15 protein-coding genes are annotated in these 17,115 nt (G+C 44.2%); 1 reads left to right on the top strand and 14 read right to left on the bottom strand.

Annotated elements, in window-relative coordinates; all coding sequences use genetic code 11:
• Positions 1 to 8: 8 nt before the first annotated feature.
• The 12 genes from BUA17_RS17035 to BUA17_RS17090 form a co-directional block, all read right to left on the bottom strand.
• A complete protein-coding gene (locus BUA17_RS17035; protein WP_063564505.1) occupies positions 9 to 1,154 on the bottom strand; it encodes a glycosyltransferase family 4 protein in 1,146 nt (381 codons plus the stop codon).
• Positions 1,155 to 1,193: 39 nt separating this feature from the next.
• Positions 1,194 to 2,276, bottom strand: coding sequence for a glycosyltransferase family 4 protein (locus tag BUA17_RS17040; protein WP_063564637.1), 1,083 nt, complete (start codon positions 2,274 to 2,276; stop codon positions 1,194 to 1,196).
• The gene (locus BUA17_RS17045) at positions 2,269 to 3,423 is read right to left on the bottom strand and encodes a glycosyltransferase (RefSeq protein ID WP_063564506.1); all 1,155 of its coding nucleotides are present in this window, start codon (positions 3,421 to 3,423) and stop codon (positions 2,269 to 2,271) included. The genes BUA17_RS17040 and BUA17_RS17045 overlap by 8 nt, the downstream gene beginning before the upstream one ends.
• A gap of 5 nt (positions 3,424 to 3,428) precedes the next feature.
• Positions 3,429 to 3,725 (bottom strand): hypothetical protein, encoded by a 297-nt coding sequence (locus BUA17_RS17050; protein ID WP_139295678.1) that lies wholly within the window; start codon positions 3,723 to 3,725, stop codon positions 3,429 to 3,431.
• A gap of 143 nt (positions 3,726 to 3,868) precedes the next feature.
• On the bottom strand, positions 3,869 to 5,062 hold the full coding sequence (locus BUA17_RS17055) for a glycosyltransferase (RefSeq protein WP_072734353.1): 1,194 nt from the start codon (positions 5,060 to 5,062) through the stop codon (positions 3,869 to 3,871).
• 25 nt (positions 5,063 to 5,087) lie between these two features.
• Positions 5,088 to 6,050: an SDR family NAD(P)-dependent oxidoreductase gene (locus tag BUA17_RS17060; RefSeq protein ID WP_063564509.1), complete on the bottom strand. Its 963-nt coding sequence runs from the start codon at positions 6,048 to 6,050 to the stop codon at positions 5,088 to 5,090.
• Between the two features lie 33 nt (positions 6,051 to 6,083).
• Positions 6,084 to 6,752 (bottom strand): sugar transferase, encoded by a 669-nt coding sequence (locus BUA17_RS17065; RefSeq protein WP_205412004.1) that lies wholly within the window; start codon positions 6,750 to 6,752, stop codon positions 6,084 to 6,086.
• A complete protein-coding gene (gene galU / locus BUA17_RS17070; RefSeq protein WP_063564639.1) occupies positions 6,749 to 7,657 on the bottom strand; it encodes a UTP--glucose-1-phosphate uridylyltransferase GalU in 909 nt (302 codons plus the stop codon). Before galU ends, BUA17_RS17065 begins: the two co-directional genes overlap by 4 nt.
• Positions 7,658 to 7,917: 260 nt before the next feature.
• Positions 7,918 to 8,601 (bottom strand): CpsD/CapB family tyrosine-protein kinase, encoded by a 684-nt coding sequence (locus BUA17_RS17075; protein WP_063564510.1) that lies wholly within the window; start codon positions 8,599 to 8,601, stop codon positions 7,918 to 7,920.
• Positions 8,579 to 9,331, bottom strand: coding sequence for a YveK family protein (locus BUA17_RS17080; RefSeq protein WP_063564511.1), 753 nt, complete (start codon positions 9,329 to 9,331; stop codon positions 8,579 to 8,581). The genes BUA17_RS17075 and BUA17_RS17080 overlap by 23 nt, the downstream gene beginning before the upstream one ends.
• A 66-nt stretch (positions 9,332 to 9,397) precedes the next feature.
• The gene (locus tag BUA17_RS17085; protein ID WP_072734354.1) at positions 9,398 to 10,156 is read right to left on the bottom strand and encodes a tyrosine-protein phosphatase; all 759 of its coding nucleotides are present in this window, start codon (positions 10,154 to 10,156) and stop codon (positions 9,398 to 9,400) included.
• A 151-nt stretch (positions 10,157 to 10,307) separates the two neighbouring features.
• Positions 10,308 to 10,742, bottom strand: coding sequence for a hypothetical protein (locus BUA17_RS17090; protein ID WP_063564513.1), 435 nt, complete (start codon positions 10,740 to 10,742; stop codon positions 10,308 to 10,310).
• A 332-nt stretch (positions 10,743 to 11,074) separates the two neighbouring features.
• On the opposite strand from BUA17_RS17090, the gene BUA17_RS17095 reads away from it, so the two are divergent.
• Positions 11,075 to 11,443 (top strand): helix-turn-helix domain-containing protein, encoded by a 369-nt coding sequence (locus BUA17_RS17095; RefSeq protein WP_063564514.1) that lies wholly within the window; start codon positions 11,075 to 11,077, stop codon positions 11,441 to 11,443.
• Positions 11,444 to 11,545: 102 nt separating this feature from the next.
• Here the strand turns inward: BUA17_RS17095 and BUA17_RS31230 are convergent, their stop codons facing one another.
• Both BUA17_RS31230 and gltB read right to left on the bottom strand, forming a co-directional pair.
• The gene (locus BUA17_RS31230; RefSeq protein ID WP_157258495.1) at positions 11,546 to 11,701 is read right to left on the bottom strand and encodes a hypothetical protein; all 156 of its coding nucleotides are present in this window, start codon (positions 11,699 to 11,701) and stop codon (positions 11,546 to 11,548) included.
• A gap of 221 nt (positions 11,702 to 11,922) precedes the next feature.
• On the bottom strand, positions 11,923 to 16,521 hold the full coding sequence (gltB, locus tag BUA17_RS17100; protein WP_072734355.1) for a glutamate synthase large subunit: 4,599 nt from the start codon (positions 16,519 to 16,521) through the stop codon (positions 11,923 to 11,925).
• Positions 16,522 to 17,115 lie beyond the last annotated feature (594 nt).

Consider the following 17,115-nt stretch of genomic DNA (forward strand, 5'->3'; position numbering starts at 1 on the left):
TTATTTGTTCATGCTAATTGCTTCAACAGCTGTCCGCGATGCGACCATAAGCAATGATTAATAACCCAGTCATGACCGTTATTTCCCATCGTTCTGGCTAGTCCTTCATCTGTAATCAATTCTTCGATACGATTGGCAATTTCCTTTTCATCCAGAGGATTTACAAGATAACCAGTTATCTCGTCCTTTACTGCGTCAGGAATTCCGCCGCTGTTGCCCGCAATCACAGGTAATCTGTAGTAATTGGCTTCAAGAAATACAATTCCGAAACCTTCCACATCACCTTTTTCCTTAATATCACGGCTAGGCATGACAAACAGATCAGAACCTTCATATAACTGATGCAGCTCGTGGTCAGTGATACCGCCTGTGAATACGACTACAGAATCTAACCCGTACTGCTTCACCAGACGTTCCAATTCGCCTCTGTATGGACCATCTCCACATATTAGATATTTCAGATTAGGAATCCGCTTGATTACATGACTAATAGCTTTAAGAGTGACATCATGTCCCTTGCGCTCAACCAAACGAGAGACGGTTATCATCACTTTTTTGCCATGCAGATCATATTTATCGCGAATGTCTTCATTGAAATCAGAACCACCGTTTAGTTTGCTTACGTTTAACCCTGGTGGAATAATGACAATCTGCATCTCCGGAATGCCGAGCTCCACCAGCTTTGACTTGGTATACTGGCTATTGGCAATCACCTTGTCAGACCGCCTCAAAATGAACAAAAGGAGTGGGAATAACTTGCTGTTCACCATCCCCATAACATCCAGGCCATGAACATAAGGGAAATATTTAACCCCAAAAAAAGTTTTCATAAACGGGCCTGCGATGCCTACTGGGAATATGTTAACAAAGTGTATTTCGTCGGCCTTTTTGCGCCATTTCAGAATAATAAGCTGGAAGACTAGGATAAGCTGCGATACGATGAGCAGGAGCTTATTGGAATTCCAAAAGATTCGTTTCCGGATAATCTCGAAATCGGTCTTCTGGTCAAATTGTTCGGACGCTGCAACATCCTTTATTTTATTCGTTAGAACCGTGGTCTCTTCTGCAGAAATCTGAGATATAAGTCCATAAGCATAATCATGTATCCCTCCTTTTTCCGGCGGGAAATCAATAGCAACAAATACCTTATTCATACATTTTATCTCCCTTGAGAGGTCTTATGGAAAGAGTATCTACATCGTGTTCATAATGATGTTCACCGTGTCTTTAGCACATTTGTTCCAGGAAAACAGACCCGAGTGATCTTTTCCTTTATAAGACATTTGCTTGCTCAATTCTGGATTTGATGTAATTTCAATCAATTGTGAAGCTGCTTCTTTCGGACTATCTGGATTAAAATACAAAACAGCATCCCCACAAACTTCTGGAATGGATGCACGAGAAGATACAATAACCGGGCAACCTGCCGCCATTGCTTCCAAAGGCGGCAAGCCGAAGCCTTCATACAAGGAAGGGAATATAAACCCAGCCGCATCCTCGTAAAGCGCCTTTAATTCCTCATCTGTAACATAGCCCACCCAATTAACTGCATCGGATTTGGCCCATGTCTGTTCACCAAAAACTTTACTGTTTTTAGACCCAACAATAACAACGTTCAGATTGTGAGCTTCGATCTCAGGTAAAACTTCAAAAATCAAGTTGAAGTTTTTATAGGGATTCATCGTACTCACGGCTAAGACATAAGGTGATTGAATACCATATTTTTCGATCGTTCCTGCAGCTGCCTTTTTTCGATGAATGTGATCAATACCCAGATGAGTGACCACGAGCTTGTGCTCCGCTATTTTACAGTGCTGCATCAGTTCTCCTTTGGAGAAGTGAGATACAGTAATAATCTTCTTGGACGTTTTCCCCAGTCGAACCATCAAAAATTTGTACCAAGCACGGAAAGCAAAAGAAAAAGCCTTTGGGTAGTTGAACACAGCGGCATCATGGATGGTTACAATCTGATTTTTGTTAAAAGCTGGCCCTGTGTTACATAGATTGATTAACAGCCCATTTTTCGCATGAAAGGGGAGCTCGAGTTGTTCCCATAGATGTCCTTTCAGCTTACCGACTTCTTTGTGATGAATATGCTTGAAATCAGGCTGAGTGACTATGTTGGAAGGTGACAGCAGACAAAACTCGTACTTTGCAGGATCGATTTCTCCCCGATCAATCATCTCATCCATCTCTTTCACAAGTTCAAGTGCATATCGTTGCACTCCAGTAATAGTTTGGGTGAGAAACCGGGCATTAATATATATTTTAGTCATGAACATCTCCAGCTCTCTTTGAAAGTTCCAAACGACCCGTTGCAGCCCCTCCCTGGGATGAACTTCCTGCATAGGCATGATGATAGAGACTTACAATCTCTTCATTCATTCGCTCAGCGCTAAACTTTGTCTTATACAAGGCATATCCTGCTTCACCCATCCTCTTCAGTTCATCCTTATTAAGATGTTTGAGAATCTGCAGCAGTTCATGAGAATGTTCGATGTCAAATAAATATCCGCTTCTTCCGTGCTCAACCAGTTCAGGCAGAGCTCCGCGATTGCTTGCAATAACAGGCTTGAAGTTTTTCATAGCCTCCACAGCGACCAGTCCAAACCCTTCCCAACGAGAAGGCATGATTACTGCGTCACACTGCTGATAATAACGATCGATATCTGCATTATTCACCCAACCCAAACGGATAACATTGTCTGGAAAGTTCCATTCATTATTCTCCAACACGCTATCCCCAATAACATATAAACGAATATAATTCTGCAATTCAGGATGATCATTCAATATTTGCAGCAGCACATCCAGTCCTTTTTGCCGATCATACCTGCCTACAAACAATAACCGAACGATTTCAGGCTCTCTGTCTGCCTCATTCCATAAGTTAAAATTGACACTTTCACGCTCTCGCACACCGTTATACACCAACTTGGACTTGGAGGCCGACAGCCCCAGCTTTATAGAACTTTCGAGCTCATGTTTAGAAATATTAATAATTACATCCGTTTTATATGACATCAATTTCTCGATAAACAAGTAGCCCTTCTTATATAACGGCTTCGTATCCATAAGAAATGCCCAACCGTGAGAACAATAAAAAATATGGGCCTTCCTTGGCAGAACAAAAAACAAGCCCCTTACGAGCAATCCCGCAAATGAGCTGTGAATGTGAATAATATCCGGTTTCAATTTACGTATAGTCTGGTAAATCTGCCACATCGCCGAGAGAAAGTACTTAGGATGACGCTTGTATTTGTATTGCAAAATATGATCCTGCTCCAAATCAAAACTTGTGGCGCTATTATTTGCGCTCATTAACAAATAGACATCATAATGTTGCCGCTGGTATGCAACAACCTCATTGAGATAGGTTGCCATACCACCAACAACGTATTCCCCAATATGCAAAATCTTCACTGTGCTCACCCCGCTTTCTGTGGCTTATCATATTCATCACGAGACTGTACAAGAGCCTTACCAATAACAAACCATAAGAACACATTGGCAGGAAATATTTCAAGTACATTAGTTGTAAGACTTGCAGCTGCAATTCCAGCCAGTAGTGCAATGGCCACCTGCTGCAAACGGAACTCATCTAAACTAGGCAGCATATTCTTTTTACGAACAAGCGCTACAGCGAGCGAAACAAACAAGACAGCAAAGTATATTAAATCAATCCACCCTGTCTGTTCGTAAAAGGAAAAATATTGATTATCCACTGCAAAGTTATTCGATTACAACCCGATCATGTGCGTTCGTCGGTTGGCAGCTCAGCGATACCATAAACAGCAGATGGAGACTCTGATCTCACCTGAACGAATGGATGAGATCTGTCATTCAGTGAAATCATTTGGGTGTTAACTTAACCTCCACGCGTGATTAACCTCTCATAGATATCACTATGTTCCTTAAGAAGATAATCTGCATTAAAGGACTGGCAATGCGCAAAACATTGATGCTTCAAATCTCTTTTGGCGGGTCCAGACAGATTGTAATAGTGGAAAATAGCCTTGATAATCTCCTCTACGCTATGGGAAGCAAATGAAAATTGCTCAGCGTCCAATAGAATCTCTGGCATCCCCCCAACCCTTGAAGCATAGACTGGCGTACCCACCTGATAAGACTCAATGACCACTCTGCCGAACGGTTCATTCCATGTGGAAGGTACTATGGTCAGATCCATGTCTTTCATCTTTTGGGCAATTTGCGATTTGTCCAGTTTCCCCATAAAGATAATACGTGTGTCCGAACCGGCCATCTCCTTCAACTGATCCAGCATGGGACCATCCCCAAAAACAAATAATCTTCCCGCAATCTTTTCATCCACTCGTTTTACTGCATTGATCAAATACTGAACACCCTTCACTTCGGTCAGCTGCCCGAAATATCCAATATCCAGCGGCAGATTATGATGAACCTCTTTGCTTGCATACAGATCCTGAACTACTTCGTTCTTCTCCACAATATTATGAATCACATGTTTGGTGGAGTGTTCGAAGAACCCCATCACTGTATGCGTCCGGAGAATATGCCCTGATATACCAATAACCGCAGAGATCATTCGGCTATATCTCTTGGAAATTTGTCTGTACATTTTGGAGTAGGCTGCGATCTTAATAGGCTCAATCAAAGAGAAGTCTCGAAGCGTGTGCACCACCGGGATATCCAGTTCATACGCCGCTTTCCAGATCGCCAGGCTAAGCCCCGGAATGTTCTGAGTATGGATTACAGACGGACGAGTCTGCGTAAGATAACGTTTAATTTGCTGATATTGCCTGACGTTAAAAATATCCTTAACTCGCCATAGCACTTTATCCGGAGTTGATAATTGCTTGGCCGAGTCACCAATCCAGTACCGATTGTTAAATGGTAATCTCAATATCTCAATTTCATTGACCTTATCTATCCGCAATTCTCCTTCCTTATGCCCCCCAACGGTAATGACTTTAACGTCATAAGTGGGATTGAGGGTTTGAGCGAGAATTTGCGTTGATATTTCAGCCCCGCCAATAACATCCGGCGGATACAAACTGTGGGCAATTAATATTTTTTGCACTCATCTCATCTCACTTTGATTGGTTTCACGGAGTTTCCTGCAACGTGGCACGAACGTTCTCAATCGTTAGTTTTAATCCATCTTCTAGTGAAATTTCCGGATACCAACCGAGCACTTCCTGTGCCTTTTGAATAACAGGGCGGCGAACTTTAGGATCATCCTGAGGCAAAGGCAGGAACACCAACTTGCTGTCCGATTGGGCTAACTTTTTTACCAAATACGCCACTTCAAGCACGCTGTACTCTGTAGGATTTCCGATATTAATAATCTCTCCATTCGCTTCTTCCGTTTCCATCAATTTTTGCAGACCACGAATATTATCATCTACGTAACAGAACGAACGAGTTTGCGAGCCATCCCCATAAACGGTAATGTCCTGCCCCGTAAGTGCCTGTGTCACAAAGTTAGAAATAACACGGCCATCATCGTTCCGAAGCCCTGATGAATACGTATTAAAAATACGTGCTACCCTCACGGAAACACCGTGTTTCGTGTAGTATTCATAACAAAACACTTCACCCAAACGCTTGGCCTCATCATAACAAGCTCTAGGCCCCCAAGTGTTCACGTTACCTCGATAACTCTCAGGCTGCGGATGAACTTCGGGATCTCCGTAAGCTTCACTCGTACTCGAATATAGGAACTTTGCTCCTTTGGTACGGGCGAGCTCCAACAAATGATAGGTTCCTCGAGTGTTCACCCAGATCGTTCCGATCGAATCTGCCTGATAGAACTTGGGTGAAGCGGGTGAAGCCAGATGATAGACTTCATCTACTGGCTGATCTACCAGAAAATCCAGTGAGTCGGACAACGTAACATCAGCTTCACGGAAAAAAAAGAGGGGGCTGTTAGCCACCTCTTGCAGATTTTTAGAAACGCCTGTTGAAAGGTTATCTATTCCGGTAACCTGATGTCCTTGATCAATTAATGATTTGACTAAATGTGAGCCTAGGAAACCGGCCGCGCCAGTCACTACAACATGTTTCAATGCGATCACACTCCATATTATCTAATGAGTAGGTTAAAATGTATTACTTTTGATCATAACGCCAACGGTTTTAAAAATGATAATAATATCCATCTTCATAGAGACGTTGGAGATATAATGAAAATCATATTGCAGATTATGGTGAATCGGTTCCTTGCGAACATCACTTACTTGCCACAGCCCGGTAATTCCTGGTTTTACCAGAAAACGTCTGCGCTCCAGATCCGTGTAGCTTTCTTCTACGATTCGTTTCATTTCAGGTCTCGGACCTACGAAGCTCATATCTCCTTTGATAATATTAAGCAATTGAGGCAGCTCATCCAGGCTAGTCTTCCGAAGTAATCTTCCTAGTCTGGTAATTCTGGGATCATCGCTTGTCGTTGGCGATATGCTATATTTCGGTGCATCCGTACGCATCGTTCTGAACTTATAGATACTAAATTTAACTCCGTTTTTCCCGTAACGTTCTTGTCTAAATATCACAGGTCCTTTGGAATCAAGTTTAATCATAATCGCTGCAACAAGCATGACCGGTGATGTAATCAGCAACAGCACAGCCGCAATAATAAAATCGATAAACGGTTTTATTACGTCAGCATATCCGCCAACACGTTGCGAGTAAGGCTGTTCCAATACTGCCGAAGTGCCATCCTTAGCCAGGGCATCTCCACTCCCTAAGTATTCCGGTCTCGAAAGTTTCACAGACTATCCCCTCCTGCTACAAGCATTTGGTTCAATTGTTCCTTCATCAAAATCTCTTCAATAGCCATTAGGACTGGCGCACGCAATTCTTTATTTTTGAGAGCAAAATCAAGTGTGGTCAGAATATACCCCAGCTTCTCACCCACGTCAAAACGTGAGCCTTCAAAATCATAAGCACTAATTCCTTCATCCCGATTCAGCATTTGCAACGCATCCGTGAGTTGGATCTCACCACCTGCACCCACATTTTGCTCTTCCAGATACTCAAAAACTTTAGGTGTCAAAATGTAACGACCCATAATTGCCAAATTGGAAGGTGCTGTACCCAATGGTGGCTTCTCAACCATGCTGTTTACAGAAGACAAACGCCCCTCTGTATGCAATGGATCAATAATTCCGTAGCGGTAGGTTTCACTTGGACTCACGGTTTTCACACCGAGTACTGATTGTTTGACCTTCTCATATTGCTGAATTAACTGCTTCGTGCACGGCACATCAGAAACCACAATATCATCACCAAGTAATACAGCAAACGGTTCATTTCCAATAAAATTTCGAGCACACCAGACAGCATGCCCAAGTCCCAGCGCTTCCTTCTGTCTTATGTAATGAATATCAACGTTGGAGGACTTCCGGACTTCTTCCAGTAAGCTGAGCTTTCCTTTTTCGAGCAGATTTTGCTCCAGTTCAAACGCGCTGTCAAAATGATCTTCAATCGCACGTTTTCCCTTGCCCGTTACAATAATAATGTCCTCAATCCCGGAAGCTACAGCTTCTTCAACGATGTATTGAATGGTCGGTTTATCCACAATAGGGAGCATTTCTTTAGGCATTGCCTTTGTAGCGGGTAAAAATCGGGTTCCCAATCCGGCTGCGGGAATGATTGCTTTCCTCACTTTAGTCATAAATACCACCCTATCCATTATTATTTTTTTATGTTTAAAAGCATGAGTTGGATCATTTAAATCCATGAAACCATGAAATAAATTGATGCAATTCTTACTTTTAATTTCATAAAAGGGCATTAAACCCAACCTCACATCACACCCTTGACGATATACGTCTAAGGTACACTACCCACAGTGTGACCGAGTGCCTACATTGATAAAGGTATAGTAGACATGACCTTGAAGCTTTTATTATTTGACTTCAATCCCCTTAATCTTTATGCATCTTCTCCATAGTTAGCATTTCTACCCTTCGGCACCTGGATATTGTTTAATACCGCTCCAAGAATTCGTGCGTTCACATGTTCAAGATGTGATTTTGCTTTTTTGACCAGATCCTTCTTAACCTTGCCTGCGCTCACTACCAGAATTACGCCATCACACAGTGAACTAATAATTAGTGCGTCTGTAACCGCAAGAACAGGGGGGGTATCAAATAAAATCACATCATATTCTTCTTTCAGATCCTGGAGCAGAGCCGTCATTTTACGTGAACCAATCATCTCCGAAGGATTGGGCGGTATAGGACCCGAAGACAGGACTTGCAATCCTTCCACATCCGTTTCCCTCAAGACTTCTTTAACTTTATATTGACTTGACAAAACACTGGTCAGACCCACATGGTTGGGTAAGTTAAACATACGATGCACAGCAGGCTTACGTAAATCCGTATCCATAAGCAGAACCTTTTTTCCTTCTTGAGCATAGGCAACTGCAAGATTGCCTATCGTTGTTGTTTTTCCTTCACCAGACAAAGCAGAAGCAATCATGATCGTTTGAATCTGACTATCAATGGATGAAAATTGGATATTGGTTCTCAACTTCCGATAAGCCTCTGATGAACTAGACTTGGGATTAGCCATTGTAACTAGACTCCCTTTATCTTTGGTTAACCGTGGCATATTGGCCATCACCTACCTGCTTTTGAGATGTTGTCTGCTTAGAGATGCGAGCTTCTTCTTTCTTAATTTTGGATATAACAGCGAGTGCCGGAATACCCAGTTCTTTCTCTAATTCATCTTCAGTTTTTAAGGTGTCATCCAAGTATTCCAAAAGAAATACAAAACCTATAGCCAGTAAAAGTCCTACAAGAAAACTGACGAGTATGTTTAAAGAAGGATTTACATTAATGGGTCTAGAGGAATCCGTAGTCTTCGCTTCACTTAGAATGGTTACATTATCAACTTTCATAATTGCGGGGATTTGGGATTTGAACACTTTGGCAACGGCGTTAACCGTTTTGGCCGCTTTTTCGGAAGATATACCTATGGCGGTTAAACTCATAACCTGGGATTCTTTGGCAGTAGTGACCTGAATGTTCTGCCCCAGTTGGCTCCCACTCATGCCTAGATCGGGGTATTTAGCAGAAACTTTATCGAGAATTGCTGGAGATTTAATTATTTCTATATAAGAGTTGATTACCTTAATGTTGGACTGGATTGAACCAATATCAAGATTGGGGAAACCTTCTGCGTTATATGCCTGATTAACGATTAATTTAGCATTTGCCTCATAAACAGGTACGGTAAAAAAATAATTTTTAACACCTGCTCCGATGCAAGCAACAACAACAAAGGCTACGATGATCCAAAAACGTTTACGTAAAATGTGCATATACTCTTTTAACTCCATCTCGTATTCCTCCCATTTAAATCAGCAATTATGATGAAGAACGGTGTCTTATATATAATTTGGCTGTTACCAGAACAACAATCTACGCTTCATGATCGTGGGTTCTTCCGGCTCTACGAATTGATTGTTCCATACCGAGCACGCATTATTTTGCAAATTTTGAACTAGACGATCTCCAAATCGGCGTTCAAGCAGGTGATATGCGGCCTTCATTGAAAATGTTCTTCCTTCCATATTGTGGGCGTCTGATGAAATGAAATGAAATCCGTTTTCTTTGCAAAAATGAAAACACCATCTCTGAACTTTTCGCCCGAAAAGTCCTATGACCGATTGAGCCGTGATTTGACATAAAGCACCTTGCCCAAGATATTCAACCAATAAATCGGGATTGTTCTGGATTAGACGATTTCGTTCGGGATGAGCAATAATAGGAATGATACCCGCCAACTTAAGTTCTTGGAGTATCCCGGGGAACTGCGAGGGGATATGACCAAAGGGCAATTCCAGCAACATGTATCGGCTCCCGGCGAGTGTGCAGCACTTTCCTGCGTATAAGTCTGCAATCAGGTTGTCATGCACCCTGATCTCCTGTCCGGGACGGATCTCCAAGCAAATGTTGCGTTTGCGAAGTTCTGCATGTAGCAGGTCCACTGCCTGATTGACCACGTTGGGTTGATTGTTGTACTGCCCGTTCAGGTGATGCGGAGTAGCAATAATCGAGGTAATTCCTGAGGCTGCCGCTTTCTCAGCCATCGCAATGGACTGTTCCATATGAACAGGACCATCATCCAGACCGGACAAAATGTGGCAGTGCATTTCAACCATATCCAAACGTCCTCAATGTATGATCCCCCTCGCCCCTTTATTCATTGCGCAAATGCTTTTGGTGTTAAAGAACTAATGCATAACGCTATGAAATATAGTAAAATGGCGTTAAGTACATGCTTGTTCAGAATATGTTTAGAATGTGTTCATTTCATATGGTAAAATCAATGTAATGATAGGTTTCCTGCAAGTTAGGTTGTTCCGATGCCTTCTCATACTGAAACCGGGAAACGGTCGGAAACTGAACTTCTCGAATCATTGTATTTAACTGTCCCGTTATATATAGTGTCTGCTCTTGCTGAATATGCAAGTTTGAATGATACAATGTGAGCTCACCGAAGGGCTGTTTCCATTGCAGCTTTGCGTGGAGTCGCACACATACATGGCTATCTTCTACATCCAAACCAATTAGCATCTCTGGTGATATCGGCAAGTCCAGGTCGCTCAGGAAGGTGATCGCTCTTGTGTCCATACCTAGCAGCAGAACGGGGCGTCTTTTGCGGTCTACCAATTTGCCATGAAACTCCTGAATGTACATATGGACATTTAATTTGAGATCCGCCCATTCCTGAATCATTGAATTCATGGCTTCATTCCTTTAGAATGGATTAGCTTGCAAGAGTTGCCTATACTCCTTCTCACAGGTATATTGGCTAGGCAACGTGGTCATACTTAAAATATCCCAAATGATACATTTTGTAACTCCATACGTCCAATTTACGATACAATTTGTATCATGTCAAGCAGTATTTGGACATGGTTCTTTTGATTTACGACAATATGAGATGTCCTTAGACAGACCTATATACAACTAGGACTACTAAGGCGTTACGATGATGCAGGAAAGCTGCCCTGATCAAACACTTGGCTCAGGATTGTTTCAATATATATTTGATGGCGTTCAGGGGGAAATAGCATATGAGCTACGGAAATCGCATTGCTGAATTAAGGGAACAGCGGGGACTTACTCAAGAAGAACTTGCGAGCTCCATTCATATTACAAGAGCTGCTCTCTCCCACTACGAGAAAAACCGACGCAAACCGGATTTCGAAGTGTTAACGAGACTTGCTGACATCTTTGGCGTATCTATTGATTATCTCATTGGACGGACGAAACAAAATGATGTCGTAATGGATGAGGACGTAAGGGAGTTCGTGGACGCCCTTGAATTATCGGATAAGGAAGTGCTGGAACGCTTCGGCCTGATGATTGATGGCAAACCCTTAACAGAAGAAGAGGCACGTCGTTTTATTGCTTTTGTCCGCATGGAGCGTAGTATGGATTAAACCGCAAAGAAGACCCAGTACCGAGAAAACATCACTCTCCGGTTGCTGGGCTTTTTTATGTCTTGATTTCCCTCCATCTATTCTAGGCTTGTCGATGTGTTGTCAAGCGCGCTTGTTGTTGTCGGAGGATACGAAATGGTTCCAACGCTCCGGGTCGATTCCGCATTGCAGTAAAACTTTCATGATGTCCATCTGGGTTGCTTCGACTGGTTTACCTTTCGGCTTACGATCGCCCCTGTTTGGTTGCTTCATATTCATTCCGCTAACCTCTCTTATCTTTATACTTTCCCTGCACTCCAAAACTAGCCTAATTATACTTGAGAAAGTTCTTCAATGTTGTCGTCTCATGGCGATAGCGTTTTTTGTGCGGGTTCTAATTTTGTCGAAAACCAAATAGGAGCTCTACAGCGCCGTTTTGGCCGCCATAAAGCTCCTATTATTCTTAATACAACCCGTTCATGCAATCGGACAGGAATATATTAACCTCCTGTACGTGCAAGTTCACGCATGTTGGCTTCAAAAGCAGCCAGCAAAGCTGCATCTCCGCTCAGGCCCGTTGCCTGAATCCGTTCGATTTGCTCGGTCATTCGTTTGAAGTCCTTCGGAATAACACGAACAAATTGATCTACAGATTGCTGCCAGTTATCCAGAATGCGCTGACCAACCGCACTACCTGTATTCGCAACATGACGTTGAATCATGCCTCGCAGATCTGCACTCTCAGAAACATCTTCGATACGCTCCAAAAGTACCATTTCCAGATTACAACGTTTCAGGAATGTGCCTTTTGGATCATACACATAAGCAATACCTCCGGACATCCCGGCTGCAAAGTTACGACCTGTATCACCCAGAACGACGACACGGCCACCTGTCATGTACTCACAACCATGGTCGCCTACACCTTCAACAACCACTTTGGCACCCGAGTTCCGTACAGCAAACCGCTCCCCAGCAATACCACGAATATAAGCTTCACCACTGGTTGCCCCGTATAGAGCCGTGTTACCAATGATGATGTTATCTTCGGCATCAAATGTGGCTTTTGGTGAAGGCATGACGATCAGTTTACCTCCAGACAACCCTTTACCTACATAGTCATTGGAATCCCCTTCGACGGTCAATGTCATACCTTTAGGTACAAAGGCCCCAAAGCTTTGTCCAGCAGAGCCGACAAATTTGAATTGAACCGTATCTTCCGGTAATCCTGCAATTCCATATTTGCGCGTGATTTCACTACCCAAAATGGTTCCTACTGCACGGTTAACGTTGGTAATTGGAAGCACCGCTTCAACCGGTTGACCAGATTCAAGCGCAGGTTGCGCCAATGGCAGCAACTGCTGCATATCCAGCGTCTCTTCCAATTGGTGGTTTTGATACTGTGTACGGTAACGTGCAGAGCCTTCCGGCATTTCAGGCACATGCAGTAATACGGACAGATCTACACCTTTCTTCTTCCAGTGGTCTACAGCCTCTACTGTTTCAAGGCAATCTGTACGGCCCACCATTTCCTGAATCGTACGGAAACCAAGATCAGCCATGATTTCACGAACGTCTTCAGCGACAAAACGCATGAAGTTAACGACATGAGCAGGATCTCCCGTGTAATTTTTACGCAATTCAGGGTTTTGTGTTGCTACACCTACCGGACATGTATCCATCTGACAGACACGCATCATGATACAGCCGAGTGCAACGAGTGGTGCTGTAGAGAATCCATACTCCTCAGCTCCCAGCAAAGCAGCAATGGCCAAGTCACGACCATTCAGCATTTTGCCGTCAGTTTCCAGCACTACACGGTCACGCAGATTGTTCAGCATCAACGTTTGATGCGTTTCTGCAAGTCCCAGCTCCCAAGGCATACCCGCGTGGCGAATCGAACCTTGTGGAGAAGCCCCTGTTCCACCGTCATAACCGCTTACTAGGATAATGTCGGCACGACCTTTAGCTACACCAGCCGCAATCGTTCCAACGCCGACTTCGGATACCAATTTAACGTTGATCTCTGCACGTGGATTGGCATTTTTCAAGTCGTAGATCAACTCAGCCAGATCCTCAATCGAGTAGATATCATGATGCGGTGGCGGAGAGATCAGACCTACACCCGGTGTTGATCCACGAACTTCAGCAACCCAAGGGTATACCTTACGTCCAGGCAGCTGTCCACCTTCACCCGGTTTTGCTCCCTGTGCCATCTTGATCTGAATCTCGTCAGCATTGACCAGATAGTTGGATGTTACACCAAAACGTCCGGATGCCACCTGTTTGATCGCACTGCGACGAGAATCACCGTTACTATCTTTAATGAAGCGAGCCGGATCTTCCCCGCCTTCACCTGTATTGGATTTACCACCAACACGGTTCATCGCAATAGCGAGATCTTCGTGTGCCTCTTTACTGATTGAACCGAAGGACATTGCCCCGGTTTTGAAACGACGCATAATGTCTTCGACGGACTCTACTTCTTCCAAAGGAATCGCAGGACCGACCGGTTTCAGTCTCAGCATGGAGCGAATGGTCAGCAACTGATCATTTTCTCCTTGCACGAGTTTGGAATACTTTTTATACAGTTTGTAATCGCCCGTACGTACTGCATGCTGCAGCGTATGGATCGTTTGCGGATTGAACAAATGCTCTTCTCCGTCGTTACGCCATTGGTATTCCCCGCCGGAATCCAGCACTTTGTCATTACCATCCTTGTCCGTAAAGGCACGGTTGTGATGAGTCAATGCTTCGGCAGCCACTTCTTCCAGGCCAATCCCGCCAATTCGGGAAGGCGTCCACGTAAAGTAACGGTCAACGAAGTCCGATTTCAGACCCACGGCTTCAAAGATTTGAGCTCCACGATAGGATTGAATCGTCGAGATTCCCATTTTGGACAATATTTTAATAACGCCTTTGGTAGCGGCTTTAATATAGTTCTTCACAGCTTTATCATGTGAGATGCCACGCAGCAGCCCTTGCTGAATCATGTCATCCAGCGTTTCAAACGCCAGATAAGGGTTCACCGCACTTACGCCGTAACCAAGCAACAAGGCATAGTGATGAATATCACGTGGCTCTGCCGATTCCAGCAAAATGCTGACTTTGGTTCTGGTTCCTTTACGAATCAGATGGTGATGCAAACCTGCTACAGCCAGCAATGCTGGAATAGCCGCATTCTCGGCGTCCACACCACGGTCAGACAGGATCAAAATGTTGTGACCTTTGTCAATGACACGGTCTGAAGCTTCGAAGAGCAGTTCCATCGCTTTGCGAAGTCCTTCTGCGCCCTCTTTTGCTGTAAAGAAGATCGGAATCGTCATGGAACGGAAGCCCGGACGACGAACGTGGCGAATCTTCGCAAAATCCTCATTAGAAAGTACCGGTGTATCCAAACGAATCTGACGACAACTCTCCGGTTCAGGATTCAGCAGGTTACGCTCAGGTCCGATCGTTGTTGCCGTAGACGTTACAATCTCTTCACGAATCGCATCGATCGGTGGATTGGTAACTTGTGCAAACATCTGCTTAAAATAGTTGTACAGACGCTGTGGACGATCCGACAGAACCGCAAGCGGCGCATCATAACCCATGGAGCCTGTAGCTTCCATACCTGTTGAAGCCATGGGCTCCAACACTTTGCGTAATTCTTCAAATGTATATCCATACGCCAGCTGAAGCTGGGTTACGTTATCATGTTTTGGATCAGGCAGTTCCGGTGCATCCGGCAGCTCATTCAGATCCATCAGATGCTCATCGAGCCAATCCTGATACGGATTCTCGGCCGCAATGAGAGCTTTCACTTCCTCATCCGCGATAATCCGTCCTTGTTGTGTATCGACAAGCAGCATACGTCCAGGACGCAGACGATCTTTGTAGAGAATTTCTTCAGGAGCGATATCAAGTACCCCAACCTCAGAGGACAAAATAATACGATCGTCTTTCGTTACATAGTAACGTGCAGGACGCAGACCATTACGGTCAAGAGTTGCACCAATCTGCAAACCGTCGGTAAAGGCCATTGCTGCCGGTCCATCCCAAGGCTCCATCATCGTGCTGTGGTATTCATAGAATGCTTTTTTGGCAGGGTCCATTCCCTCATCTGTACTCCAAGGCTCAGGAACCATCATCATGGCCACGTGTGGCAATGAACGGCCGCTCAAATACAGGAACTCCAGCGTGTTATCAAACATTGCTGTATCCGAACCATCCGGATTGATAACCGGTTTTACTTTCGAGATGTCGTTACCGAACAATTCGCTCTCAAACAGCGACTGCCGGGCATGCATCCAGTTCACGTTACCACGCATCGTATTGATCTCACCGTTGTGGATCATGAAGCGATACGGGTGAGCACGTTCCCAGCTTGGGAATGTATTCGTACTGAAACGGGAGTGAACAAGCGCAATCGCTGATTCCACGAGATCTTCCTGAAGATCCAGATAGAACTGTCCCACCTGTTCCGTTGTGAGCATGCCTTTGTAGACAATTTTGCGACAGGACAAGCTTGGCAGGTAGAATGAACCACCTTCTGCTTCATCCGCCGAATAACGAATAGCCAGCTCCGCACGTCTACGAATGACGTACAATTTCCGTTCAAATCCCAATTCATCCTTAACATCTGTCGATCTTCCAATGAACACCTGACGCACATAAGGCTTCGCTGCAAGCGCAGAACGTCCCAGCATCTCATCAAACGTAGGCACATCCCGGAAACCCAGGAACGTCTGGCCTTCTTCTTCGATGATCTTCTTAAGGCTCTCTTCATGCGCGCTCCGAATGACAGGGTCCTGTGAAAGGAACAGCATCCCTACGCCGTAGAAGCCCTGTTCAGGCAATGCAAAACCAAGACGGTCCGCTTCCTGTGCAAAATAGCGATGTGGAATCTGGATCAAGATACCGGCTCCGTCACCGGAATTCGGCTCACTGCCCTGTCCTCCGCGGTGTTCCATGTTACTGAGCATGGTCAGTGCCTGACTAACGATGTCGTGTGAAGGTACTCCTTTGATGTTGGCAACAAAACCCATTCCGCATGCGTCTTTTTCGAACTGTGGGTCGTACAGACCCTGTTTAGGAGGTAATCCGATGTGTCTCATGGAACGCAACCTTTCTATAGTGAAGTATTTCGGAAAGATCAAGAACATAGGCAACAAGCAACAATGAAACGGAAGGAGCGGGCATTTCAATATGAATAAACACCTGCTAGATGAACGAGGCGACAGCAATAAGGGCTGTCAATCTTATAATTGCTGCTATTGCGGCAGAGGCCATCCATGAGATGAGCTGGTCCGGATCACCCGGTAAACAGCTTGGTATAACAACACGCAACCGCTGGCACGGCCGCTGATATGGAGCGACGTTTTTTGATATAGTTCTATTATTTTAACACCGACCTAACATCAGCGCAATTTAAACTTTTTAATACCTCTGATAAGAAATGTTTTGCAGTACAGCTTTAGTGTGATGATGCTAAAATCCATCTCTTTTTCGAATAATTATACACATTTTATGTCAGAGTACAACTAATTTTAATTGCTGACAAAAGAAAATCATTCCATATGTAGCCTGCATTTAACCATAGTTGGGCCAATTTCTCATACCATGCTCCAGCGAATATCTTCATCCTTATGCATTTGTATACAAAAAGAGTCTGCAACCCGTTTTCGGGTCACAGACTCTTTGCACTATTT

The sequence above is a fragment of the Paenibacillus sp. ov031 genome, assembly GCF_900143165.1.
Classification (GTDB): Bacteria; Bacillota; Bacilli; order Paenibacillales; family Paenibacillaceae; genus Paenibacillus; species Paenibacillus marchantiae.